The sequence below is a fragment of the Mycolicibacter longobardus genome, assembly GCF_002102265.1.
In the GTDB taxonomy this organism is placed as follows: domain Bacteria; phylum Actinomycetota; class Actinomycetes; order Mycobacteriales; family Mycobacteriaceae; genus Mycobacterium; species Mycobacterium longobardum.
Window position 1 is genome coordinate 1 of record NZ_LQPG01000055.1, and the last position, 23,585, is coordinate 23,585.

Genomic DNA, 23,585 nt, shown 5'->3' on the forward strand with positions numbered 1-23,585 from the left:
CAAGAGCCAGGCACCAGGTGAGAAGAACCCAACCACCGCAACGCGGCACCGTCGACAGTGACACTGAGTGTTTGCACGCCGACACGCCGCAAATTCCGTACGACCATGCACGCTCGCGGTCGGTGGGAACTGTGCACAGTGTGGCGGCGATCCACAGTATGGGCCCCGCCGGCCGCATGAGGTGACCGCCGTTCGCGTTCGGCACCGACGATCGGCGGCATGGACCACCGACTACGTCAATTGCTCGACCGGCAGGGCGGGGTGGTGACGTCCGGCCAAGCGTTGGGTGTCGTCACCCGGCGTGGCCTCGAATCAGAGCTGAAACATGGCTCACTACAAAAGATTTGGTACGGCATCTACGCCGATGGCGAGTTGACCGATGAGCTGCTGCTGCGTGGATTGGACCTGGCCACGGGGACCACCGTCGCGGTCTGCCTGGGGACCGCGGCGGCGGCATACGGCTTTGACACCGAGGAGCCGATCGATCTGCACGTGCTCAATCCGCCGGATCGGCAACTGCGGTCGGCTGACGGTTTGGTGGTCCACCGGCGTGAGGGCGCACCACTAAGCGAGGTCGCGGGCCGCCCGGCGACCGCTCCGGCGTGGACCGCGGTGGAGGTGGCCCGTGCCCTGCGCCGGCCAAGGGCGTTGGCAACACTGGACGCCGCCCTGCGCAGCGGCGCCTGTTCCCGCCGCGAGCTGCGGCAGGCCGTGATCCAACAGGCGGGCCGTCGCGGCATCGTGGCCGTCCGCGATCTGCTGCCGCTCGCAGACCCGCTGGCGGAGTCTCCGATGGAGAGCGAGTCGCGGCTGATGATGATCGACGGTGGCCTGCCGCTTCCGGTCCTACAGCTCGAGATCGTGGATCGTGACTATCGGACTTGGCGTGTCGATTTCGCCTGGCCTGCTCAGCGGGTCGCGGTCGAGTACGACGGCGTCGTGCCTCACGAGGGCCTGGCGGCTTTCGTCTACGAACGGCAGCGTCGTGCTGCATTGCAGGAGTTGGGCTGGGTAGTGATCTCCCTCATCGCCGACGACGTTCGGCGCCGACCCTGGCAGACCGTCCGGCGTATTGAGACGCAGTTGGCGCGCGCCGCCGCCTGACCTGGCCGAGTCGGGCCCCCGAGGGTGCACAGTTGTACAGAGTTTGCGGCGTGTCGCCGTGCAAACACGCACGCTCGCGTCAAAGGGGGGCTAGCCGGTCAAAAGGGGGCTAGCTGCCGGGCCCGATATTGCGGGCCGGGCGAGTCAGCAGGTCGCGCACGTATTCCTCTGGCGCACCGGCGATCTGGGCGGCCTCGGCCACCACGCCCAAGTAGCGTGCAGACGGCAGCCCACGCTCCCAGGCGTCCACCACGTACAACCAGGCCAACACCGGCGCGGGTGCACTGTCCACCGGGTCCGACGTGATCCCGTCCACCCGGTCCACCCGGAGGCGGATCTTCTTGTGGATGCCGAACTCTGAGCCTTCCCAGCTGTCCAAGTTCTTCTCGTCCTCGGGAGTCACGTCGTAGAGCACGACGAAAACGCTCGAGTCGGGATCTTCGACCACGGTCGCCAGGGCGCCCTCCCAGCCGATGTCCTCGCCGGCGAACGTCAGCCGCCAGCCGTGCAACCAACCGGTGCCGGTCATCGGGGAGTGCGGGGCCCGCTGCAACATCTGCTCGGGATGCATGTTCGACCCGTAGGCGGCGTAGAGCGGCACGGCAGAAAGCTTAAACGCACCGCCCCGGATAGGTTAGTCGCTGTGACTTCTCCCTCGACGCGCATCGTGATCGTCGGCGGCGGCCCGGCCGGCTATGAGGCCGCCCTGGTCGCGGCCGCCAAGGGCCCGGAGGCGGTATCGGTCACGGTGGTCGACTCCGACGGCCTCGGCGGTGCCTGTGTGCTGTGGGACTGCGTGCCGTCCAAGACCTTCATCGCCTCGTCCGGGGTGCGCACCGAGCTGCGCCGCGCCCCGCACCTGGGTTTCGACATCCACTTCACCGACGCCGAGATCGAACTGGACCAGATTCACAAGCGGGTCAAGTCCCTGGCCGCGGCGCAGTCCGCCGACATCCGCACCCAACTGATCAACTCCGGTGTCGAGGTCATCGCCGGCCGCGGCGAGCTGATCGACGCCGAACCGGGGCTGGCGCACCACCGGATCCGGGTCACCGAGCACGACGGTGGTTCAGCGAGGCTCGACGGAGGAGAGGCGAAGCTGGGACCGCCGCATAAATCCGGTGCCCAGCGCGTGCTCGAGGCCGACGTGGTGCTGATCGCCACCGGCGCCAGCCCGCGCACGCTGCCCGGCGCCGAGCCGGACGGCGAGCGGGTCCTGACCTGGCGGCAGCTCTACGACCTGCACACGTTGCCCGAGCACCTGGTGGTGGTGGGCTCGGGCGTCACCGGCGCGGAGTTCGTCAACGCCTACACCGAACTCGGGGTCAAGGTGACGGTGGTGGCCAGTCGCGACCGGGTGCTGCCGCACGAGGATCCCGATGCGGCCCAGGTGCTGGAGAGATCGTTCGCCGAACGCGGCGTCACGCTGGTCAAGAACGCCCGAGCCGCCTCGGTGACCCGCGTTGGCGACGGGGTGCAGGTCACCATGACCGACGGCCGCACCGTGGCAGGCAGTCACGCGCTGATGACCGTCGGGTCGGTGCCCAACACCTCCGGTCTGGGCCTGGAGCGGGTGGGGATCGCGCTCGGGCCGGGCAATTACCTGCAGGTGGACCGAGTCTCGCGGACCTCGATCCCCGGTATCTACGCCGCCGGGGACTGCACCGGGCTGCTGCCGCTGGCGTCGGTCGCGGCCATGCAGGGCCGGATCGCGATGTATCACGCACTGGGCGATGCGGTGGCCCCGATCCGGCTGCGCACGGTGGCGGCGGCGGTGTTCACCAGACCCGAGATCGCCGCCGTCGGGGTGCCGCAGTCCCAGATCGACGACGGCACGGTGCCCGCTCGCACCGTCATGCTGCCGTTGCAGACCAACGCGCGGGCCAAGATGAGCCGGATGCGGCACGGGTTCCTGAAACTGTTCTGCCGGCCTGCCACCGGAACGGTGATCGGCGGGGTGGTGGTGGCGCCCATCGCATCCGAACTGATCCTGCCGATCGCGCTGGCGGTGCAGAACCGGATCACCGTGGCCGACCTGGCGCAGACGCTGGCGGTGTATCCGTCGCTGTCGGGTTCGCTCACCGAGGCGGCGCGTCGGCTGATGACGCACGACGACCTGGATTGAGCGATGTGGACTGGGCAGCCGGGGTGAAGAGCGCGTCACACGCGGCCGGAGCGCCGGGCCACGTAGCCTTGCACTCGTGAGCACGCTGGGACCAGAACAACGCGCACGAGCCTGGGAACAGCTCGGCAGCGAGCAGTTCGACGTGGTGGTGATCGGCGGTGGCGTGGTGGGCGCCGGGTGCGCGCTCGACGCCGCCACCCGAGGCCTCAAGGTGGCGCTGGTCGAGGCCCGTGATTTCGCCGCCGGGACGTCGAGCCGAAGCTCGAAGATGTTCCACGGAGGGCTGCGCTACCTCGAACAGCTGGAGTTCGGTCTGGTGCGCGAGGCGCTGCACGAACGTGAGCTGTCGCTGACCACGCTGGCTCCGCACCTGGTCAAACCCCTGCCGTTTCTGTATCCGCTGACCCGGCGTTGGTGGGAGCGACCGTACGTGGCCAGCGGGATCCTCCTCTACGACCAGCTGGGCGGGGCGAAATCGGTTCCCGCGCAACGGCATCTGACTCGTGCCGGCGCGCTCCGGCTGTGTCCGGGGCTGAAGCGCAGTGCGTTGATCGGCGGGATTCGCTATTACGACACTGTCGTCGACGACGCCCGGCATACCCTGACCGTCGGGCGCACCGCGGCGCACTACGGGGCGGTCATCCGCACCTCCACCCAGGTGGTGGCGCTGCTGCGCGAAGGCGATCGGGTGACCGGGGTGACCGTGCGTGACTCCGAGGACGGCGCCACCACCGATGTGCGCGGCCATGTCGTGGTCAACGCCACCGGGGTGTGGACCGATGAGATCCAGGCACTGTCTCGCCAGCGCGGCCGGTTCCACGTCCGGGCCTCCAAGGGCGTGCACATCGTGGTGCCGCGGGACCGGATCGTCTCGGAGGCGGCGATCATTCTGCGCACCGAGAAGTCGGTGCTGTTCGTCATCCCGTGGGGCACCCACTGGATCATCGGCACCACCGACACCGACTGGAACCTGGACCTGGCCCACCCGGCGGCCACCAAGGCCGACATCGACTACCTGCTGGCCAACGTCAACACCGCGCTGGCCACCCCGTTGTCCCACGCCGACATCGAGGGCGTCTACGCCGGGCTGCGGCCGCTGCTGGCCGGGGAGAACGACGACACCTCCAAACTGTCCCGGGAGCATGCCGTCGCCGTGCCCGCGCCGGGTCTGGTGGCCATCGCCGGCGGCAAGTACACCACCTACCGGGTGATGGGCGCCGATGCCATCGATGCGGCCGCCGAGTACATCCCGACGCGGGTGGCGCCGTCGATCACCGAGAAGGTGCCGCTGTTGGGCGCCGACGGCTACTTCGCGCTGGTCAACCAGACCGAGCACGTCGGCGCCGAGCAGGGCCTGCACCCGTACCGGGTGCGGCACCTGCTGGACCGTTACGGCTCGCTGATCCACGACGTGCTGGCGGTGGCCGACGGGCAGCCGGATCTGCTGGATCCGATCACCGAGGCGCCCACCTACCTGAAGGTGGAAGTCGCCTATGCGGCTGCGGCCGAGGGCGCACTGCACCTGGAGGACGTGCTGGCCCGCCGGACCCGGATCTCCATCGAGTACGCCCATCGCGGGGTCAACTGTGCGCACGAGGTCGCCGAGGTGATGGCCCCGGTGCTCGGCTGGGACGCCGCCGACATCGACCGGGAGGTGGCCAACTACGCCGCCCGGGTGGAGGCCGAGATCCTGTCTCAGGAACAGCCCGACGACGCGTCGGCGGATGCGCTGCGGGCAAGCGCCCCCGAAGCGCGGGCCGAAATCCTGGAACCAGTTCCACTGGACTGAAAGTACGTCCACTTCTCGGGGGAATGATTCCCAGGGAAATCCATACTTTTCGGCTGAAATTGGCATTCACATGTGTTTGACACATGTGACGTACCCCATTACTTTTCTGCGCTACCAGCCGGGTCACATGGGGATCCCGGGCGCGGGAAGGGCGGGGTTCAATGTCGGGTCGTTTCGGAATGCCGCGCTCACAGGCGCTGACGCTCAAGGGTGGTGCGCTCGCCGCAGCGGCCGCCACCTTCGTTGCCGGTGCCGGCGGCCAGGGTGTGGCGCAGGCCGGGCCGGAGATCTCCGCGCCGGCCGCCTGGGTGCACCACGACGTGGCACTGACGGATTACCCGACCTTCACCGAGAGCCTGCAGACGCTGCTCGACGACCTGGGAGTGGGCAACCTCAACCAGGTGCTGGGCGGGTTCGGCGCCTACACCATCGACTCGTCGGTCGCGCTCTTCCTGGCCGGCCTCAATCCGAACGGCGACACCCTCAACGGCGTCGCCGAGATCTTCGGGATATCGCTGACCGATCCGCTCTACAGCACCACCGTCGACTCCCTGCTCGGCCAGGGCAGCCTGTTCCTGCTGGACGGCGTTCCGATCGGCTACCTCGACCTCGGTGGCACCGACGGCATTATCGATGTGCTTCTCGGGGAGGGCGCCGGTTCGCATTCGCTGACCGCCCTGGCCAACGCGGTGGGCCTGGGCTCGATGCTGAGCCAGTACGCGAGCCTGATCAACGCCCTCGGCCTGGAGAACATGAACGTCCAGTACTGCACTCTCGGGTGCAGCACGTTCGGCACGATAATCAGCAATCCCGACCTGAACGTCAACAGCTCGCTCAACGACTGGTTGAGCGGGATCCTGGGGAAACCCACCGTCGATATCACCCAACACGCGTTTTCGGGTCTCGGGGCCACCACGGTGGTGCCGAACAGCGCCTGGACGCTGGGTCAGTACCTGCAGTCCCTTCCTGTCAGTGCTACCGACCCCACGACCATGGCCAACGCAACCCTGGGCTTACTGTTCGGCCTGCCCCCCAACCAGCCGTGGGATCAGTACGTCTCCAACTTCCCGTTCGGCGGGACGCTGCTGGACCCCTCCGGTGAAACCTGGGGCGAGCAGACGCTGGGCACGCTCCTGGGCAGCTTCCTGCTCGACGACAGCACCCTGACGATCACCGGTGACACGCCGATCACCGATTTCTTGGTGGCGCTGGGTCTGTTGACGCCATAGCGGCGTACGTCTCCGCCCGCCTGGTCGGACATCTTCGTCCCGCCCTGTGTGTCGCGGGGGCGAAGGGCGACAGCCCCTCTTTGCCAGTGCGCGATAATCGCACTCCTCGACTTTGCTGGCTCTGAGCTGGCCAGCTTCGTGCCCATGTCGCTCACGGTCGAAAGTAGATCAAGTATTTTTGCGACGGAAGTTCCATACCTTTTGACGGATATCTGAGGAAGTTAACGCGGAGACATCCTCGTCTTCGCCCGAAGTCCGGTCCGCGCGTCCGAAATACCTAAAAGTAGCTGTGTATCTCATGGGTGATTCGGTAAGTTTACGGTCAGGTTATTCTCTGCTTCGAGCATTGCGCGGCGTCATGTTAAATCCCTATGAACTGGGATGTTCGGGGGAATCCGGGTTGCTGGCGAGAAATGCGAATGGTCAGAACCGTTGACTTAAGTCTGAGTGCATAATAAGTTAATGCCCGATGCGTGATCGCGTCAGATTAATGCTCGATCCCAGAAGGGGGAACCGATTCATGTCCACACTTTCCACTGCTGCTGAGCCGATGGGGCCGCGGGGCTTCGTCGTGAAAGCGGGTGCGCTGGCAGCCGGAACCATCTTTGCTGGTGCGTCCCTGCTCGGCGGCACGGCCGTTGCTCCGACGACCGGCACCAGCCTCACCGCGTCGGTGCAGCACGACATTGTGCTGTCCGCCGACGAGGCCTTCCCGACGTTCACCGAGAGCCTGCAGACCCTGCTGAACGCCATCGAGCTGGGCACCGTGGGCCAACTGCTGGCGGTGTTCGGCGAGGACATCAGCACCAGTTCGACCCTCTCGGCCCTTCTGCTCGCGCTGAACCCGGAAGGTACGTCGCTGGACGACATCACCCTCGGACTGCTCTCCACGGACTTCAGTGAGCTGCTGAGCAGCGTGGAGATCGGCGGGGTGAGCCTGGGCGCGATACCGATCAACGAGTTGATCGGCGACTTCCTGGGCTCGCAGGGCGCCGACACCAGCCTCGGGACGGTCCTCACCGCACTGGGCCTCGGCGACTACGCCGGTCTGCTGAACATCCCGTTCACCGACTTCTCGCCGAACACGACGGTGGCCGAGCTGCTCGAGCTCCTGCTGGGTATCGACAGCACCACCACTCTGAACGACCTGCTGGTGGACAACGAGCTGGATGAGGCCACCATCGGCGGCCTGTTGGGTATCGACTCGAGCCTGCCCTGGAACCAGATCATCAGTGGCTTGGTCGTCGGCGGCACGCTGACCGAGCCGGAAGGCACCGGAGTCCTGGGCGACGAGACGCTGGGCTCCCTGCTGACCCTGTTGCTGGGGACCGGCGCAGAAGATGTGACCGACGCCACCACGCTGACCGACTTCCTGGACGCACTGGGCATCTTCGGCATGCTCGGTGTCAGCTGAGCGGGTTCATCGCCCGCCTCAAAAAGCCGCATCGGCCACGACCCCCGACGGTTGTGGCCGATGTGGTTTTTGGTCTCGGCGCTGAGCCAGAAGGCGCCTCGACGTGCGGGATAGGCTCACCGCGATGACCCGCCGTCGACCCGCCCCGCTGCCGGTGCGTGACGGCCTGGGCCCGGCCCGGCTCCGCGTGCGGGGCGGCCCCGTCGCCGCCGAGCTGCGCAGCCGGTTCGGCGCGGCCACCGCGGCGAAGGTAGCCGCCGGTGAGGTGGTGACCGCGGCCGGGACCGTGGTCGACGAGACGACGGTGCTGCCGGCCGGGGCGCACGTCTTCTTGTATCGGGATCTGCCAACCGAAGTTGCCGTGCCCTTTGACATCCCGGTGCTCTACCGTGACGCGGACCTGGTGGTGGTCGACAAGCCGCCCTTCCTGGCGACCATGCCCCGAGGCCGGCACGTGGCGCAGACGGCGCTGGTACGGCTGCGGTGTGAACTGGACCTTCCCGAGTTGAGCCCGGCGCACCGGTTGGACCGGCTGACCGCCGGGGTGCTGCTGTTCACCACCCGGCCGGAGTTGCGCGGGCCGTATCAGAGCCTGTTCGCCCGCGGTGCGGTGCGCAAGCAATACCTGGCGCGGTCTTCCGCGGAGCCGGTCGGAGCGTTTCCGCAGTTGGTACGCAGCCGGATCGTCAAACGGCGCGGCTGCCTACAGGCCCGTGAGGAGCCCGGCGAGCCGAATGCCGAGACGCTGGTCGAGGCGCTGGGCGGCGGCCGTTATCGGCTCACCCCCCGCACCGGACGCACCCACCAGTTGCGGGTTCACCTGGCTTCGTTGGGGCTTCCCATCGACGGCGATCCGCTTTATCCCCGGATCGTCGAGGTTGCCCCCGACGACTTCTCCGAGCCCCTGCGATTGCTGGCTCAGCGACTGGAGTTCGAGGACCCGTTCACCGGGCAACTGCGCGGATTCGTCAGTCGGCGCGATCTCGATGATCACCCGCCGCGCGTTTCGGCCCCGAGCGTCCTGGGTACAGAAAGACGACCAGAGCAGAGGGGAGTCTGATTCTGATGCAGGCACACAGCAGGATGACAATCGCGGTGCTCGGCAGCGCGATGGCGCTGGTGGCGGCTGGTTGCTCCGGCACCAAGGAAGAGGCTTGCTCCGGCACCAAGGAAGAGGCGCCGAGCAGCACGACCACCACGCCTGAGACCACCGTGACCACCACAACCGAGATTGCGCCCGAACCGGTTCCGGGCGGGCCTGGGTCCGAAAGCCCGGGCGAACCCGGTGGCCCGACCGGTGGTGGCGGGCCCGGTGGTGGCGGTGGCCAGATCCCCGGTGGCCCGACCGGTGGTGGTGGGCCCGGTGGTGGCGGTGGCCAGATCCCCGGTGGCCCGACCGGTGGTGGTGGGCCCGGTGGTGGCGGCGGCGAGATCCCCGGTGGCCCGACCGGTGGTGGTGGGCCCGGTGGTGGCGGCGGCCAGATCCCGGGCGGCCCCAGCGGCTGGGGCGGACCCGGCGGCGGCGGAGGCTGCGTCCCCGGGGTCGGCTGCGGCGGGTGGCCGTGATCGGCGGCGTTGAATCACCGCTGGCACGACGAGCACCAGAACCGGATGCGCTCACCGGCACGATCTGATTCCAACCCGGTGCCGCATCGTCGGCACGGCAGCCCGGCCCGGCCGTACACCCACAGTTGTCTGCCGGGCCGGGTGTCGCCGGTGGTGCAGCGGGCCCATCGCAGTCGATTGGCCCACAGCATCTCCCGGGCCCGCGACACCAGTCGGCCCGGATCGGCCAGCTCGCCGACCGGCGTCGTCGGCAACCGGCCGGTGACAAAGCACAGTTCGTTGCAGTAGACGTTTCCGATGCCGGCCAGCACGGTCTGGTCCAACAGCGCCGATGCCAGCGGTCGCTGTGGCTCGGCGATCAGATTGGCGGCGGCTGTGGCCGGATCCCAGTCCTCCCCGAGCAGATCCGGACCCAGGTGCGCGACGGCCTGGTCTTCGCGCCGGCGGTCCAGTATCTCCAGTGTTCCCAGATCGATACCGACGGCGCGAACGGATTCGGCCTCCAAGATGATCCGCGTCCGATGGTCGATCGACCTGCGCCCGACCCGCCAACTGCCGTCCATCTTCAGATGTGAGTGGATGCTGGCCGGCCCGACCCGGATGAACAGATGCTTGCCGCGGCTGACCACCTCATCCACCCGCTGCCCGGTGAGATCCACTCCGGCGTAGCGGGGCACACGGATGTCGCAGCGGGTCAGCGTCTTTCCCGACAATGCGGTGGCGAGAACCACCGCGGTGTGAAAGACGGTGTCGCCCTCGGGCATCAGCGCATCCGCAATCCGCGCGGCGTGCGGGAGAACCCGCTCTCGGTCAGCGCGTCCAGAGTCGGTGAATCGCGCATCTCCAGCACCGGCGTACCGTCCACCCGCTCGATGAGAATCCCGTCGACCCGGCGGTCAGTGATCAACCCGGCCAGGGCGCCCGCGGCGGCACGCTGCGTTTCGGCGTCGGCGCCCGTCGCGAAGTTGAGCAGCGAACGGCCACCGCGCTCGACGAACCAGACCAGTTGGCCATCGACCAACACCACCAGTGCGCCCGCCTTCCGGCCCGGCCGGGCCGCCCCGGGGTGCGCCGGCCAGCTCAGCGCGGCCCCATACGGGTTGGCCGGATCGGCGGCTGCCAGCGCCACCGCGTGATAGTCGGGCCGGGCCGGGTCGACACCGTCGAGGTAGCCCCGCAGCCGGTCCACGGTGGAAGCCAAGGCGAACTGTGCCGCGCCCAGCGATTCGATGAAATAACCGCGCTGGCATCGCCCGGCATCCTCGAACGCGGTCAACACCTTGTAGAGGGTGGCGAAGCCGCCCGGGACGGCTTCGGCAGCCACCGCCCCGCGGGTCAGCACTCCGTAGCGGTGCAGCAACAGTTCGGCGGTGTGGTGAGCCCGCACGGTCGAGTCCGGCTCCGGTGCGGACAACATCGACCAGCGGCCGGCGACCGCCGGGTCCGCGGCGCGGGCCGAGGCGTGCGCGACGCTGTAACGACTGAGCCGAGGCGGACGTTTGGTGCGGTGCGCCGGGGTGGCGCGCCGGGTTCCCGCCAGCACCGCGCGCACCGGGGCGAAGGTGTCACCGGTGACCCATCCCGCCCAGATCAGTTCCCACAGCGCGGCCTTCAGTGCCTTCGAGGCCGTTTCCTCGCCATCACCGCAGAGCTGGCGGAAGAAGAACGCGCCGCCACCGCCGAGTGCATCCAGGATCTGCCGGTGCGCGTCACCGAATTCGATGGGTGCACCGGGGGCCAACGTCAACGGCGCCGAATCGGCGGTGTGGAAGCTGATCCAGCCGTCGGTGGCGGGCGAGCTGCCGGCCACCGCCCCCGCCCCCGCCCACAGCACCTCCCCGGAGGCCAGCAGTTCGTCGAGCATGGCCGGGGAGTAGTCGCGCACCCGCTGGCCGAACACCAGTGACTCCACCGCCGACGCCGGCAACGGCACGCCCGCCAGTTGCTCGATCACCCCGGCCAGTCCGGCTATCCCTTCAGCACTGGTGGCGCTGTGCGCGCCGACCTGCTGCCAGGCCGGCAGGCGCCCGTAGGCGGCCGGCGACACCGGTTCGATCGCCGAGCGCAGGGCGGCCAGCGACCGGCGTCGCAGGATCCGCAGCACCTCGGTGTCGCACCACTGCTCGCCCGGGGAGTCCGGAAAGTCGGTGAACTCGCCGCGCACCACTCGTCCGTCGGCGGCCAACCGGCCCAGCACATCGGCCGCCACCCGTGCACCCAATCCGAACCGGCCGGCGGCCTGTCCGGTGGTGAACGGCCCTCGGGTGCGGGCGAAGCGGCCCAGCAGCTCACCGAGCGGGTCGGCGACCGGTTCGGTGAACCCTGTCGGCACTCCGGGCGGCACCGCCACCCCGAGTCCGTCGCGCAGCCGGCCGATGTCCTCGATCGCCACCCACCACCGGTGCCCGGCGAACGACACCGACAGCACCCGCCGGGCGGCCAGCAGGTGCTCCAACCAGCCACCCACTGCGCTTTCAGGGGCGTTGGCCCGCTGGGTGATTTCCTCGGCGGTGAGCGGGCCGAGCAGCCGCAGCAGGTCTGCCACGCCCTCGGCATCGCGGGCGGCCTTCTCCGGGGTGAGGTGCTGCAGTTGGGCGGCGACCGCCGTGACGACGTCGGGGTCGAGCAACTCGCGCAACTCGACGCGGCCCAGCAATTGCGCCAACAGGGTGGGGTCCAGCGACAGGGCCGCCGCGCGGCGCTCGGCCAGCGGGCTGTCGCCTTCGTACATGAACGCCCCGACGTAGCCGAACAGCAACGAGGCCGCGAACGGCGACGGCGTAGCGGTCTCGACCTGCACCACCCGCACCCGGCGCTGCGCGATCCGCGCCAGCAGGTCCGTCAGCGCCGGCACGTCATAGACGTCCTGCAGGCATTCCCGCACGGTCTCCAGCACGATCGGGAACGCCGGGTACCGCCGGGCCACATCCAGCAATTGGGCGGCGCGCTGGCGTTGCTGCCACAACGGCGTGCGGCGGCCCGGGTGCCGGCGCGGCAACAGCAGTGCCCGTGCCGCGCATTCCCGGAACCGCGAGGCGAACAGGGCAGAGCCGCCCACCTCGTCGGTGACGATCGCCTCGATCTCGCCGGCGTCGAACACGAACAGTTCCGCTCCGGGGGCCGCGGCGGCGGCGTCCAAGTCGGTGTCGGGCAACCGCACCACGATGCCGTCATCGGAGGCGGTCGGCTTTTCATCGATGCCGTAGCGCTCGCGCAGCCGCCGGCCCACCGCCAGCGCCAACGGCCCGTGTACCCGCAGTCCGTACGGTGAGTGCAGCACCACTCGCCAGTCGCCGAGCTCGTCGCGGAACCGTTCCACCAGCAGCGTGGCGTCGGTCGGAACCGTCCCGGTGGCGGTGCGCTGGTCATCGAGCAGCCGCCAGAGGTTGTCAGTCGCGTAGTCGTCGAAACCCAAACCTGCGCAGCGCTTGTCGAACGACTCGCGGTCAAGACGAGACAACTCGCCGGTGAGGGCGCCCAGGGCAGCACCCAGTTCGGCCGGGCGCCCGATGCCGTCGCCGTGCCAGAACGGCAGCCGGCCGGGCTGGCCCGGCGCCGGCACCACCAGTACCCGGTCATGGGTGATCTCGGTGATGCGCCAGCTGGTGGCGCCCAGCGAGATCACATCCCCGGGCCGCGACTCGTAGACCATCTCCTCGTCGAGTTCGCCCACCCGGGAAGGTTTCTGCGCACCGGCCAGATACACCGCGAACAGCCCGCGGTCCGGGATGGCGCCGCCGGAGGTCACCGCCAGCCGTTGCGCGCCGGGTCTGCCGGTCAGGGTTCCGGTGTCGCGGTCGTAGACCAGCCGGGGTCGCAGCTCCGCGAACTCGGTCGACGGGTATTTGCCCGACAGCAGATCCAGGGTCGCTTCGAACACGCTGCGCGACATGGTGGCAAAGGGGGCGCTGCGGCGAACGGTGTCGAACCAGGATTCGGCGTCCAGCGGCTCCAGCGCGGCGGCGGCCACGGTGTGCTGGGCCAGGATGTCCAGCGGATTGGCCGGTACCGTCAGGGTTTCGATCTGGCCGGCCAGCATCCGCTGCACCGCCACCGCGCACCCGATCAGATCGGTGCGGTGCTTGGGAATCAGGACGCCCGAAGAGATCTCGCCCACCTGATGCCCGGCCCGGCCGATGCGCTGCAGCCCGCTGGCCACCGACGGCGGTGCTTCGATCTGGATGACCAGGTCCACCGCGCCCATATCGATGCCCAGCTCCAGGCTCGAGGTCGCCACCACCGCCCGCAGCCGGCCGCTCTTGAGGTCTTCCTCGACCTCCGCGCGGGTCTGCAGCGACACCGACCCGTGGTGTGCCCGGGCCAGGACCGGGGCCGCCTCGCCGGCGTCGGAGCGTTCTGCATGAATTTCGTTGAGCCGCGCGGTGAGTCGTTCGGCCAACCGGCGTGAGTTGGCGAATACGATAGAGGAGTGATGGGCCTCGATCAGGTCTACGATGCGCTCCTCGACCTCCGGCCAGATGGTGCCCTCGGCCGGATTGGCCATGTCGGGCACCGGAACCTGAACCGTCAGCTCGAATGTCTTGGCCGCCGGGGGAGCCACGATGGTCGTCGGGGACGCACCCGACAGGAACCGGGCGACCTCTTCGGCGGGCCGCACCGTAGCGCTGAGCCCGATGCGCTGGGCGGGACGGACCAACATCGCGTCGAGGCGTTCCAGCGACAACGCCAGGTGGGCGCCTCGCTTGGTCCCGGCCACCGCGTGCACTTCGTCGACGATCACCGTACGCACCCCGGCCAACGTCTCCCGCGCCGCCGACGTCAGCATGAGAAACAGCGACTCCGGGGTGGTGATCAAGATGTCGGGAGGCTTGGCCACCAGCTCACGGCGCCGCGCCGGGGTGGTGTCGCCGGAGCGCACCCCGACAGTGATGTCGGGGGCGGGCAGGCCACGGTGCGCGGCCATGCGGCTGATACCGGCCAGCGGTGTGCGCAGGTTGCGTTCGACATCGACGGCCAGTGCCTTGAGCGGCGAGACGTACAGCACCCGGGTGGCGTGTCCCGACTCCAAGCCCGGTTGCGAGGCCAGCTGATCCAGCGCCCACAGGAACGCCGCGAGCGTCTTACCCGACCCGGTGGGCGCGATGACCAGCGTGTTGTGCCCGTCGGCGATCGCCGACCAGGCCTGCGCCTGCGCCGGGGTCGGCGCGGGGAAGGTACCGGTGAACCAGTCCCGGGTCAGCGCCGAGAACCGGGCCAGCGGGCCTCGGGTTTCTTGGGGATCTGGGCTCACCCCGCCATGGTGCCAACTTCCCGGCGGGTATGGGAGCGGGTATAGGGGGCGGTGTGGTTTTGCGCTCGTCAGGGCCGGGTATCCGGCCCGACAGGGGTATCGCGGACAGGGGGACAGTCATGACCATTCTGAGCGACAGGGCGCCAACCGCCCCGCCCATCTTCGCCGACGTGCTACCGGGTGCGCGAGCGTCGTCGCCCCCCGAAGCGTTGCCGCGCGAGTGGACGTGGATCAACTGGGCGTTGTCGCTGCTGACCGCGCCGGCTGCCGCGTTGCTCATGGCCTTCGCTCTGTCCAGGGTGGCCGGAACCGCGTTCTGCAACAGCGACGGCTGCCCGGGCGTGCGGGTGAACGGGTCGTTGTTCGACCTGCTGTACCACGGTGCGGCAGGGGTGGCCGCCCTGACACTGTTTCTCGCCTTCTTCTTCGCCACGCGTCGCTGCGGAATATTGGTCTGGTTGGGCGGCTGGATCCTCTTGATGGCCGACCTGGTGGTTCTGCTCTCAGTTTTCTGAACGCAGAGTTCAGAAAAGCGGCGTTCCGCGGCCCGATTGCATCTGTGCCGGTTTGGCCGAGCCCGAGAACGGGAAGGCCAACCGACAGGGCTGTCGGCAAGCGGCCGGTGGCGGTGCAGAAGGGGGTCCGGAGATGTCTGGCTGTAGGAGATCATTCGCGAGATCGGCTGCCGCAGCAGGATGCGCGGCCGTGGCGCTGACGGCCGGATCGGCAGCGGCATCGGCCGATCCGGCCACCGACCCGGCTGTCAACACCAGCTGTACCTACCCGCAGGTGGTAGCGGCGATGAACGCGCAGTCACCGGGGGTGGCCGCACAGTTCAACGCGACGCCGGCGGCGCAGTCGTGGCTGCAGAACTTCCTGGCCGCGCCGCCGCCCCAGCGTCAGCAGATGGTCGACGAGGCGCAGAGCACGCCCGACGCCGCCGAGTACGTTGCGCTCTTCGGCCCATTGGCGAGCAGCTGTCAGAGCTACTGAGCAGCCTGCCCTCAATTGGCGATGGCCCACTGCGGTTGAGGCGACTCCGGCGCCATGTAGCCGACGCCGCGAACAGTATCGACGATCGACTCGTGCTCGGTCCCGAGCTTGGCCCGCAACCGCTGCACGTGAACGTCCACTTTGCGGCGGCCACCCTCCCCACCCCATATCTCACGCAGCAGCTTGGTGCGCGTGAACGCTTGGCCCGCGTGCTGCACCAGATAGTTGAGCAGCTTGAATTCGGTCAGGGTGAGGTCGAGTTCGCGGTTCGACAGGTACGCCGTGTAGCTGTCCGGGTGGATGACCAGGTCGCCGAACTGCAGTGTGCTGTGGCTGGTTCTGCGTCGGCGTGCCAGGGCCAGCCGTAGCCGCGCATGCGCCTCGGCCGGCCCCGCGGTCGCGACCAGGACATCGTCGACGTGCCAGTCGAGGTCGACCCTGACGAAGTCCTCGGCGGTCACCACGACCAGAACGGCAGCTAAGGGCTGCCAGACGCCGAGCCGCCGACAGGTCTCGCGGGAGATCGGCAGATCGGCGCAGCCATCCACCAACATCGCTGAGGCACTGGGGCAGTGGGCCCGAGCGGTGACGGCCAGCGGGGCTCGGACAACCGAATGTCCGAAGGTGCGCAAAGCCAACAGGGACTGTTCGAACTCGTCCCGGTCGGTCAGCAACACGATGTCCATCGCCTAGCTCCAACCTCTCGGGTATTCCTGCCGTAAGGCACTATTACCCGCTGCGCGGCGCGAGTAACCGCCCAGCGACAGGCCCGGCCCGCGCCGCGGACCGGGCCATCCTCGATGGGGCTACTGGTGGGACTGTTCGCGCGCCTCAGCCGCTTTGGCGCCGGCCCGGGCCGCTTCAGCCTCGGCCTCACGCTTGGCGGCGTCGCGCTGCGCTTCGCCCTTATCCTGCTGGGCCCTTCCCTCACGGGCCAATTCGTCGTTGCCGGTCACGGTTCCGACCGCTTCCTTGGCCTTGCCCTTGACGCCCTCCACGGCGCCCCGGAAGCCTTCTTCGGCACCGCTCCTGTTTTCGTCCGACATAAAATCCCTCCCTGATTTCGTGGTGGTGACAGACCTACGTGCGCTGTCGGTCCGCCACACTCGCCAGGCTTCCCGGGGTACCGCCCGCTCAAACGTCGAATCCTCTTGACGCAGAGCTGATCAGCGCGGACGGTGGAAGACATGGAACGCCGCCGTATGCAGCCGCGTGCCGGTGGCGACCGGCTGGGCCAAGAGGACGAGGAAGTTCGCTCGGCGGTCAGGTTCGCCGGGGTGATCACCGCCGTCGGGGTGGCCTTCGTCTTGCTGGCGGCATGGTGGACCGGCTCCTGCGATCCGGTCGCGGAAACAGTGGCGTGCGGCAGGCCGTATCGCACCGTACTTGCTCTGGGGGCGCCGGCGATCTTGGCCGGCGGCGGACTGCGCGCCTTCCTGCGCACCTACCGGGTGTGGCGCGCGCGGGGTACCTGGTGGGGCTGGCAGGGCGCCGGTTGGTTCCTGATGACGTTGATGTTGTTCACCATGTTCATCAGCACCGCTCCGATCATGGGCGTGAGCCGATAACTCTCGCAACACTGCCATATTGCTGTGAACACCTTGAAACAAGGGAGTAATTTAGATCACATCGACATACGATATTTTTGGATTTGGGTCTTCCCGGCCGTGACGTCCGGATGGGCCGGACGATTCAGGGCGGGAAATGGCAGGAAGGAAGTGCAATGGGCGACACGTTTCAAGACCCCGTTGACCATGTCCGGACGACCAGACCGCACGCCGGACGTGCCATGATCGACGTGATGGGTTGGCCCGGCTACTCACTGTTGGTGGTGGGCATGGTGGCGGGAATCGGCTGCCTCACAGCGTTCGGCACCGGCCACGACCGCCAGGGTGTGCAGGTCGCGACGTTGGCGGTGCTCGCCGCCGCGCTGGGCGCACTGTGGCTGATGATCGAGCATCGGCGGATCGGCAGGGTGAACCGTCAGTGGCACCTGGCGCATCCCGAGGCGCATCAGCGGCATTCCCAGAATTGAGTCAGAGAGACAAGGCGGGCCGGGCTGGTATTGCAGCCGGCCCGTTTGGTGGCTGCGTGCTGAAATCGATGTGCTGAAATCGATGATTGAGTTCACCTATAACCGGGTACAGAGTCTCCATGACTGATCTCCGGGCAGCCGGTATGCGGTGTTGACGGTGTCGGCTCATGGTGGAATGCGCGACGTTGCCGACAGGCGATGGTGGTGAGCGGTGGGTCGGCGGGCAGCGGTAGTCTCGGTTCGACTTCGCCGGGAGGCTTCATGACCGACATCCACAGTGACCGGGCTTCGCGGTCCTGCAGCGAACGGGCCGTCGAACTGCGGGTCACGCCCAGACTCGAAAGTCTGGCGGTGGTGCGCATGTTGGTAGGTGCGATCGCCACGTACGAGGATCTCGATGTCGACACCGTCGCCGATCTACGGCTCGCGATCGATGAGCTGTGTACCCAGCTGATCCGCTGCGCGTCCCCCGGCGCGATGCTGACGGTCGTCATCGATCCGCGCGAGGACGATGTGACGATCCAGGCGTCGGCCGCCGGCGATGGAGCCGACGTGTTGACTCCCGGAAGCTTCAGCTGGCACGTGCTCACCTCGCTGGTGGACGACGTGCAGACGTTCCATGGCGGGCATGACTCCGGCAGCGCGGGTGAGGTATTCGGGGTCACATTGACAACCCGCCGGGCGGACTCCGGGCGGTGACTCCGCGTGCCGCCGGCGGCGGCTCACAATCGGGATCAGAGTACGCCGACGTCGGCGATATGTTTCGTGAGCTCGCCCAATATGGCGCGGACTCGGCCGATTTCCGCAACCGTAAGGACAAGATCGTGGAGCGGTGTCTGCCGCTGGCCGACCATATCGCCCGCCGATTCGAGGGGCGCGGAGAGCTGCGCGACGACCTGGTCCAAGTCGCGCGGGTGGGCCTGGTCAATGCCGTAACACGCTTCGACGTGGAGACCGGCTCCGACTTCATCTCGTTCGCCGTCCCGACGATCATGGGCGAGGTTCGCCGGCATTTCCGGGACAACAGCTGGTCGGTCAAGGTGCCCCGCCGGCTCAAGGAGCTGCACCTTCGGCTCGGAGCGGCGACGGCGGAACTGTCACAGCGTCTCGGCCGGGCGCCGACGGCTTCCGAGCTTGCTCGCGACCTCGAGCTGAGCCGCGAAGAGGTGGTCGAGGGCCTGGTGGCCGGCAGCTCCTACAACACGCTGTCCATCGACAGCGGGGGCAGCTCCGATGAGGACGACGTCCGCTCGATCGCCGACACCCTCGGCGAAGTCGACGCCGGGATGGACCGCATCGAGGATCGAGAGGCGTTGCAGCCCTTGCTGAAAGCGCTTCCGGAGCGGGAACGAACGGTGTTGGTGCTGCGGTTCTTCGAATCGATGACCCAGACCCAGATCGCCGAGCGGGTCGGTATCTCGCAGATGCACGTGTCGCGCTTGCTGGCCAAGTCATTGGCGAAGCTGCGGGATCAGTTGCAGTAGGCCGGCTCAGCTCAGGACGCGGCTTCGCGCTGGCCCGTGCCGGGCCTGACCGTCAAAGCGGCTGATCCGGAACATTTTCAGGCGGTCTGAGCCGCTCCGCGGCGAAGTCCGCGGCCTGTGCCGTCATGCCGTTCGCCGCATAGGCGGCGTGCGCAGCACCGTCGGTGCCCGCCGAGCACACCGGGTCGCCGAGGGCGCACAGGTCGATCGTCTTGCCGGCGTAGTCGGGCCCGATCGCCACCGGCGGCGCCCCGATCGAGTTCAGGAACGCCGCTGACGGCTTGCCGAGCAGCGTCACCGCGGCGACATGCTGGGCCGCCTCGGGCGGCAGCGGCGTCCCGAGCCCGCTGACGGCAGTCGGTTCGGTGAGGTAACCGATGAGAGCCGCGCCCCGCGAGTATCCGCCAAGGACCATCTGGGTGCCCGGACATCCGGCTGCCATATCGCGGATGTGGCCTGCTGCGTCGGTGACACCGGCGGCCGTCGGGCCGAATTCGGGCACGGCCGGAAAGTCGACCGGGTAGGCGGCTACGGCGCGGCCCCAGAGCCGCCACCGCAAGGCGTCGATGAACTGCTGACCCATCCACCCGACACCGGGGGGTTCACCGGTTCCGCGGGCGAACACCACCTCGACATCGGGACAGTCGGCGGCTACCGCATCGCCGGCGGCGGGACAGAACGGCAGGGCACAGCCCCACAGAACTAGGGCGGTGAGAATCCGAGTAATCACAGCGTTTTGTCCGATACCCATTGCGGCGTGTCGGCAAACCGGAGGGTTGAGCCCGGGCGAAAACGGCAAGCCTAGTTCGGTGCCGTCGTCGACGGAACATGACTGAAGGGGAGAATCCAATGATTACAACGTCTTTGACCAGGCTTGCCGCTGCCGGCGGCATGACGCTGGCGTTGGCGGCCGGCACTGGACTGGCAAACGCCGAACCGAGCCAGCCGAACCAACCGGGCCAGCCGGGGCAACCGGGCCAGTGGTCCCAGAATCCCGCGGTGACCACGACATGCAGCTATCCGCAGGTGGTGGCGGCGATGAATGCCCAATCTCCGGAAGCAGCAGCAGAATTCAACGCGACGCCCATGGCGCAGTCCTTCTTGCAGAACTTCCTCGCCTCGCCCCCTCCGCAGCGTGAGCAGATGCTTGAGCAGGCCCAGGGGATTCCGGAGGCGGCGCAGTACGTCAACCTGGTCGGTCCCATCGCCAAGACCTGCAACAAGTACTGAGTGATGGCGCGACCGACCGCGGCCGGCTGCAACACTGCCCCGCTTCGTTTGTGCTGCCGGGCGCCCGGGTATGCCGTCGGTTGGGGGGAGGAGTCCGCACACGGGAAGGAGCGGTCAAATGGCCGGAACGCTGGTAGACCGACGGGTCGCATTTCTGGCTGCACCGGAGGGCGTCGAGCAGGTCGAGTTGACCGAGCCGTGGCGCGCGATCGCTGAGGCCGGCGCGCGTCCGGTGCTGGTGTCGACCACCGCCGGCCCGGTTCAGGCGTTCCACCATCTGGATCGCGGCGACAGGTTCGACGTGGACCGGGTGGTTGCCGAGGTGTCAGCGGACGATTTCGACGCGCTGATCCTGCCGGGCGGGGTGGCCAATCCGGATCAGTTGCGCACCGATCAACGCGCGGTCGCGTTCGTCCGGGAGTTCTTCGACGCTGGCAAGCCGGTTGCCGTCATCTGCCATGGTCCGTGGACGCTGGTGGAAGCCGGAGTCCTCGGCGGCCGCCGGATCACCTCGTGGCCGAGCCTGCGCACCGACATCGTCAACGCGGGCGGTGACTGGGTCGACGAGCAGCTGGTGCGCTGCGACTGTGGACCGTCGATCCTGCTGTCGAGCCGCAAACCCGATGACCTGCCGGCCTTCTGCGATGCGCTGGTCGAGGAGCTGTCGGCGCGAGGGGCGACGCTGTGACGGGCGAGCCGATGCCGGTGCCGGTCGCGGGCAGCGACCACCGCGCCCGCCTCTGGGTGAACTGGGCGTCGGCCCTGCTGACCGCTGCCGGTGCCGCCCTGGTGATGGTGTTCGCGACCGGGGCGGTGATGAGTACCGCCGCCTGCAGCACCGCTGCGTGCCCCGACCTCGGGCCGAGCGGAGCGGTCTTCGGCGTGCTGTACTACGGCGCACCGGTCATTGCCGCGCTGACCATCCTGATCTCCTTCTGGACAGCGGGGCGGCGGCGCGGATTCCTTGTCCCGGTAGGTGGTTGGGCGCTGTTGATGCTTGACCTGCTGGCACTGGTCGTCGCCTTCCGGCGCTGAGTAGAAGGCAGCTCGCCGATGGACCACCGCCGGGCACCCGTGCTGGAAGCCCTGGCCGGCTACCACCGCAGGGACCGGTACGGCTTCAGTCCACCGGGACACCGCCAGGGCCGCGGAGCCGATGAATTCGTCCGGGGAGTGCTGGGGGCCGACTCGTTCCGCGCCGACGTGCTGGCCCGGGGTGGCCTCGACGACTGGCGTGCGGGCGGCAGGTTCCTCGCTGATGCCGAGGCGCTGATGGCCGATGCGGTAGGAGCGTCGGCGGCGTTCTTCTCCACCTGCGGCAGTTCGCTTTCGGTGCGTGCGGCGATGATGGCGGTGGCCGGCGGCTCCGCCGGCGGGTTGCTGCTGCCCCGCGACAGCCACAAGTCGATAGTCGGCGGGTTGATCTTCTCCGGCATCCAGCCGCGCTGGATAACCCCGCGCTGGGACGCCGAGCATCACCTGTGCCATCCGCCGTCACCCGAGCGGGTCGCCGGTGCGTGGGAGGAGCATCCCGATGCCGCGGGCGCGTTGATCGTGAGCCCGTCGCCGTACGGCACCTGCGCGGACCTGGCCGCCATCGCCGAGATCTGCCATCAGCGCGGCAAGCCGCTGATTGTTGACGAAGCCTGGGGCGCGCACCTGCCGTTCCACCCGGATCTGCCCACCTGGGCGATGGACGCCGGCGCCGACGTCTGCGTGGTCAGTGTGCACAAGATGGGAGCGGGATTCGAGCAGGGTTCGGTGTACCACATCCAGGGCGATCTCATCGACCGGGAGCGGCTCGCGGCGTGTGCCGACCTGTTGATGACGACCAGTCCCAGCGTGCTGATCTACGCGGCGCTGGACGGCTGGCGTCGTCAGATGGTGCAGAATGGACACGAGTTATTCAGTGCTGCACTGGAGTTGGCTCATGACGTACGCCAGCGCATCGACTCACTGCCCGACATCGAGGTACTCGAAGACGTGCTGCTGGGAGTGGAGGCCTCCCACGACCTGGACCGGCTGCAGGTACTGATGGACGTGTCGGCGACCGGGACGTCCGGATATCAGGCCAGGGATTGGCTGCGCGAACATCGTCGGGTGGACGTGGGGATGGCCGATCACCGGCGCATCCTGGCAACACTGTCCTTCGCCGACGATTGGACCACCGCCGACCGGCTGCTGGATGCGGTGAGCGGGTGGCGGGCCGCTGCAGCGGATTTCGACCCGCCGCCGCCGATCCGGCTACCGTCGCCCGAGGAGCTGCAACTGGAGAGCGTGCAGCTTCCCCGGGACGCCTTCTTCGGCCCGACCGAGATGGTCGCCGCGGACGAAGCAGCCGGGCGTATCGCGGCCGAGCAGATAACCCCGTATCCGCCCGGTGTACCGGCAGTGGTGCCGGGTGAACGCCTCAACGACGCCGTCATCGACTATCTGCGGTCGGGGCTGCCGTCCGGAATGGTGCTGCCGGACGCCGCCGATGCGGCGCTCGACCACATCAGGGTGGTGGCCCGAAGTCTGAAGACAGCTACCTGACGTTCTTGGCTTAATCCAAGGTGCGAGACCGTTGTTCAGGGCCGGCTCTGCGGCTAAAAGATCGAAAAGGCGGTTTGAGCCGGCACCGAGGTGGGCACCTACACCGACATGTCCGCGCGTGCCCTCCGCCATTCCGTTGGTCCTCTGGCGATCGCGGCATCGGCTACCGGTGCCGCCATTCTCCTCCCGCCCGAAGTCCCCCCCGCGAGCGCACAGCCGTGCCCCGATACCGAGGTGGTGTTCGCGCGCGGTACCGGAGAGCCGCCCGGCATCGGACCGACCGGGCAGGCCTTCGTCAGCGCGCTCAACGCGCGGACCTCGGGCGGCCCGCCGGCCGTTTACGCCGTGGACTACCCCGCCAACGACCACTGGGACACCGGCGTCGACGGCATCCGGGACGCCGGAGCTCACGTCGTCTCCCGGGCGAGCACCTGCCCCAGAACCAAGATGGTCCTGGGCGGCTACTCCCAGGGCGCCGCGGTGATGGGCTTCGTCACCTCGCCCCAGGTACCCGACGGGGTCGACCCGGCCACGGTTCCCAAGCCGCTGGCTCCCGACGTCGCCGACCACGTGGCCGCGGTCGTGCTGTTCGCCATGCCCAACGAGAGGGCGATGAACTTTCTGAAAGAGCCGACGATCGTCATCGGTCCGCTGTACCAAGCGAAGACACTGCAGGTCTGCGCCCCCGAGGACGCGGTCTGTTCGGACGGAATGGATTTCGCGGCACATGACAGCTACGCCGGTGGCGGTGCGGCTGTCGATCAGGCGGCCGACTTCGCCGCCGGCCGGCTGCAGGGCATGGTGGGGTAGCGCACGCTCGTCGTCAGAAC

At 68.4% G+C, this 23,585-nt stretch carries 24 protein-coding genes; 18 read left to right on the forward strand and 6 right to left on the reverse strand.

Going from position 1 to position 23,585, the window contains the following annotated elements; all coding sequences use genetic code 11:
• Positions 1 to 219 precede the first annotated feature (219 nt).
• The gene (locus tag AWC16_RS21395; RefSeq protein WP_085266730.1) at positions 220 to 1,104 is read left to right on the forward strand and encodes a DUF559 domain-containing protein; all 885 of its coding nucleotides are present in this window, start codon (positions 220 to 222) and stop codon (positions 1,102 to 1,104) included.
• A gap of 109 nt (positions 1,105 to 1,213) precedes the next feature.
• Here the strand turns inward: AWC16_RS21395 and AWC16_RS21400 are convergent, their stop codons facing one another.
• Positions 1,214 to 1,705: a gamma-glutamylcyclotransferase family protein gene (locus tag AWC16_RS21400; protein ID WP_085266731.1), complete on the reverse strand. Its 492-nt coding sequence runs from the start codon at positions 1,703 to 1,705 to the stop codon at positions 1,214 to 1,216.
• Positions 1,706 to 1,747: 42 nt separating this feature from the next.
• On the opposite strand from AWC16_RS21400, the gene AWC16_RS21405 reads away from it, so the two are divergent.
• From AWC16_RS21405 to AWC16_RS23765, 6 genes are all read left to right on the forward strand, one after another.
• Entirely contained in the window at positions 1,748 to 3,229 is a 1,482-nt protein-coding gene (locus AWC16_RS21405; protein WP_085266732.1) for an NAD(P)H-quinone dehydrogenase, read from the forward strand.
• Between the two features lie 76 nt (positions 3,230 to 3,305).
• The gene (locus AWC16_RS21410) at positions 3,306 to 5,018 is read left to right on the forward strand and encodes a glycerol-3-phosphate dehydrogenase/oxidase (protein WP_085266733.1); all 1,713 of its coding nucleotides are present in this window, start codon (positions 3,306 to 3,308) and stop codon (positions 5,016 to 5,018) included.
• A 161-nt stretch (positions 5,019 to 5,179) separates the two neighbouring features.
• Entirely contained in the window at positions 5,180 to 6,247 is a 1,068-nt protein-coding gene (locus tag AWC16_RS21415) for a hypothetical protein (protein WP_234812379.1), read from the forward strand.
• Positions 6,248 to 6,767: 520 nt separating this feature from the next.
• Positions 6,768 to 7,661: a hypothetical protein gene (locus AWC16_RS21420; protein WP_133056018.1), complete on the forward strand. Its 894-nt coding sequence runs from the start codon at positions 6,768 to 6,770 to the stop codon at positions 7,659 to 7,661.
• A 124-nt stretch (positions 7,662 to 7,785) separates the two neighbouring features.
• Positions 7,786 to 8,721: a pseudouridine synthase gene (locus AWC16_RS21425; protein ID WP_085266736.1), complete on the forward strand. Its 936-nt coding sequence runs from the start codon at positions 7,786 to 7,788 to the stop codon at positions 8,719 to 8,721.
• Positions 8,722 to 8,726: 5 nt separating this feature from the next.
• Positions 8,727 to 9,227, forward strand: coding sequence for a hypothetical protein (locus AWC16_RS23765; protein WP_133056019.1), 501 nt, complete (start codon positions 8,727 to 8,729; stop codon positions 9,225 to 9,227).
• A gap of 14 nt (positions 9,228 to 9,241) precedes the next feature.
• Here AWC16_RS23765 and nei2 read toward each other — a convergent pair whose 3' ends face one another.
• On the reverse strand, positions 9,242 to 9,991 hold the full coding sequence (gene nei2 / locus AWC16_RS21435; protein ID WP_085266737.1) for an endonuclease VIII Nei2: 750 nt from the start codon (positions 9,989 to 9,991) through the stop codon (positions 9,242 to 9,244).
• Positions 9,991 to 14,445 (reverse strand): ATP-dependent helicase, encoded by a 4,455-nt coding sequence (locus AWC16_RS21440; RefSeq protein WP_207572382.1) that lies wholly within the window; start codon positions 14,443 to 14,445, stop codon positions 9,991 to 9,993. Before AWC16_RS21440 ends, nei2 begins: the two co-directional genes overlap by 1 nt.
• A gap of 152 nt (positions 14,446 to 14,597) precedes the next feature.
• Between AWC16_RS21440 and AWC16_RS21445 the strand changes: the two genes are divergently transcribed.
• Together AWC16_RS21445 and AWC16_RS21450 are read left to right on the forward strand one after the other, a co-directional pair.
• The gene (locus AWC16_RS21445; RefSeq protein ID WP_085266739.1) at positions 14,598 to 14,993 is read left to right on the forward strand and encodes a hypothetical protein; all 396 of its coding nucleotides are present in this window, start codon (positions 14,598 to 14,600) and stop codon (positions 14,991 to 14,993) included.
• 133 nt (positions 14,994 to 15,126) lie between these two features.
• Complete coding sequence (locus tag AWC16_RS21450; protein ID WP_085266740.1) at positions 15,127 to 15,471, forward strand: hemophore-related protein; 345 nt, start codon at positions 15,127 to 15,129, stop codon at positions 15,469 to 15,471.
• 11 nt (positions 15,472 to 15,482) lie between these two features.
• On the opposite strand, the gene AWC16_RS21455 is transcribed toward AWC16_RS21450, so the two are convergent.
• Together AWC16_RS21455 and mbp1 are read right to left on the reverse strand one after the other, a co-directional pair.
• Positions 15,483 to 16,157 (reverse strand): winged helix-turn-helix transcriptional regulator, encoded by a 675-nt coding sequence (locus AWC16_RS21455; RefSeq protein WP_085266741.1) that lies wholly within the window; start codon positions 16,155 to 16,157, stop codon positions 15,483 to 15,485.
• A 120-nt stretch (positions 16,158 to 16,277) separates the two neighbouring features.
• A complete protein-coding gene (gene mbp1, locus AWC16_RS21460; RefSeq protein WP_085266742.1) occupies positions 16,278 to 16,517 on the reverse strand; it encodes a microaggregate-binding protein 1 in 240 nt (79 codons plus the stop codon).
• A gap of 156 nt (positions 16,518 to 16,673) precedes the next feature.
• On the opposite strand from mbp1, the gene AWC16_RS21465 reads away from it, so the two are divergent.
• The 4 genes from AWC16_RS21465 to AWC16_RS21480 all read left to right on the forward strand — a co-directional run bounded on the left by AWC16_RS21465 (position 16,674) and on the right by AWC16_RS21480 (position 18,990).
• Positions 16,674 to 17,039, forward strand: coding sequence for a hypothetical protein (locus tag AWC16_RS21465; protein ID WP_085266743.1), 366 nt, complete (start codon positions 16,674 to 16,676; stop codon positions 17,037 to 17,039).
• A 155-nt stretch (positions 17,040 to 17,194) separates the two neighbouring features.
• Positions 17,195 to 17,506 (forward strand): protein UsfY, encoded by a 312-nt coding sequence (gene usfY / locus AWC16_RS21470; RefSeq protein WP_085266744.1) that lies wholly within the window; start codon positions 17,195 to 17,197, stop codon positions 17,504 to 17,506.
• Positions 17,507 to 17,767: 261 nt separating this feature from the next.
• Complete coding sequence (locus AWC16_RS21475; protein WP_085266745.1) at positions 17,768 to 18,205, forward strand: ATP-binding protein; 438 nt, start codon at positions 17,768 to 17,770, stop codon at positions 18,203 to 18,205.
• On the forward strand, positions 18,202 to 18,990 hold the full coding sequence (locus tag AWC16_RS21480; RefSeq protein WP_085266746.1) for an RNA polymerase sigma factor SigF: 789 nt from the start codon (positions 18,202 to 18,204) through the stop codon (positions 18,988 to 18,990). The genes AWC16_RS21475 and AWC16_RS21480 overlap by 4 nt, the downstream gene beginning before the upstream one ends.
• A gap of 52 nt (positions 18,991 to 19,042) precedes the next feature.
• On the opposite strand, the gene AWC16_RS21485 is transcribed toward AWC16_RS21480, so the two are convergent.
• On the reverse strand, positions 19,043 to 19,741 hold the full coding sequence (locus tag AWC16_RS21485; RefSeq protein ID WP_085266747.1) for a cutinase family protein: 699 nt from the start codon (positions 19,739 to 19,741) through the stop codon (positions 19,043 to 19,045).
• 101 nt (positions 19,742 to 19,842) lie between these two features.
• On the opposite strand from AWC16_RS21485, the gene AWC16_RS21490 reads away from it, so the two are divergent.
• The 5 genes from AWC16_RS21490 (at position 19,843) to AWC16_RS21510 (ending at position 23,565) form a co-directional block, all read left to right on the forward strand.
• The gene (locus tag AWC16_RS21490) at positions 19,843 to 20,220 is read left to right on the forward strand and encodes a hemophore-related protein (protein WP_234812384.1); all 378 of its coding nucleotides are present in this window, start codon (positions 19,843 to 19,845) and stop codon (positions 20,218 to 20,220) included.
• Positions 20,221 to 20,338: 118 nt separating this feature from the next.
• Positions 20,339 to 20,908, forward strand: coding sequence for a type 1 glutamine amidotransferase domain-containing protein (locus tag AWC16_RS21495; RefSeq protein WP_085266749.1), 570 nt, complete (start codon positions 20,339 to 20,341; stop codon positions 20,906 to 20,908).
• Positions 20,905 to 21,255 carry a hypothetical protein gene (locus AWC16_RS21500; protein ID WP_085266750.1) on the forward strand — a complete coding sequence of 117 codons (351 nt, stop codon included), beginning with the start codon at positions 20,905 to 20,907 and terminating at the stop codon, positions 21,253 to 21,255. The genes AWC16_RS21495 and AWC16_RS21500 overlap by 4 nt, the downstream gene beginning before the upstream one ends.
• A gap of 18 nt (positions 21,256 to 21,273) precedes the next feature.
• Positions 21,274 to 22,755: an aminotransferase class I/II-fold pyridoxal phosphate-dependent enzyme gene (locus AWC16_RS21505; protein WP_085266751.1), complete on the forward strand. Its 1,482-nt coding sequence runs from the start codon at positions 21,274 to 21,276 to the stop codon at positions 22,753 to 22,755.
• 108 nt (positions 22,756 to 22,863) lie between these two features.
• Positions 22,864 to 23,565, forward strand: coding sequence for a cutinase family protein (locus AWC16_RS21510; RefSeq protein ID WP_109561540.1), 702 nt, complete (start codon positions 22,864 to 22,866; stop codon positions 23,563 to 23,565).
• Positions 23,566 to 23,585: the final 20 nt, after the last annotated feature.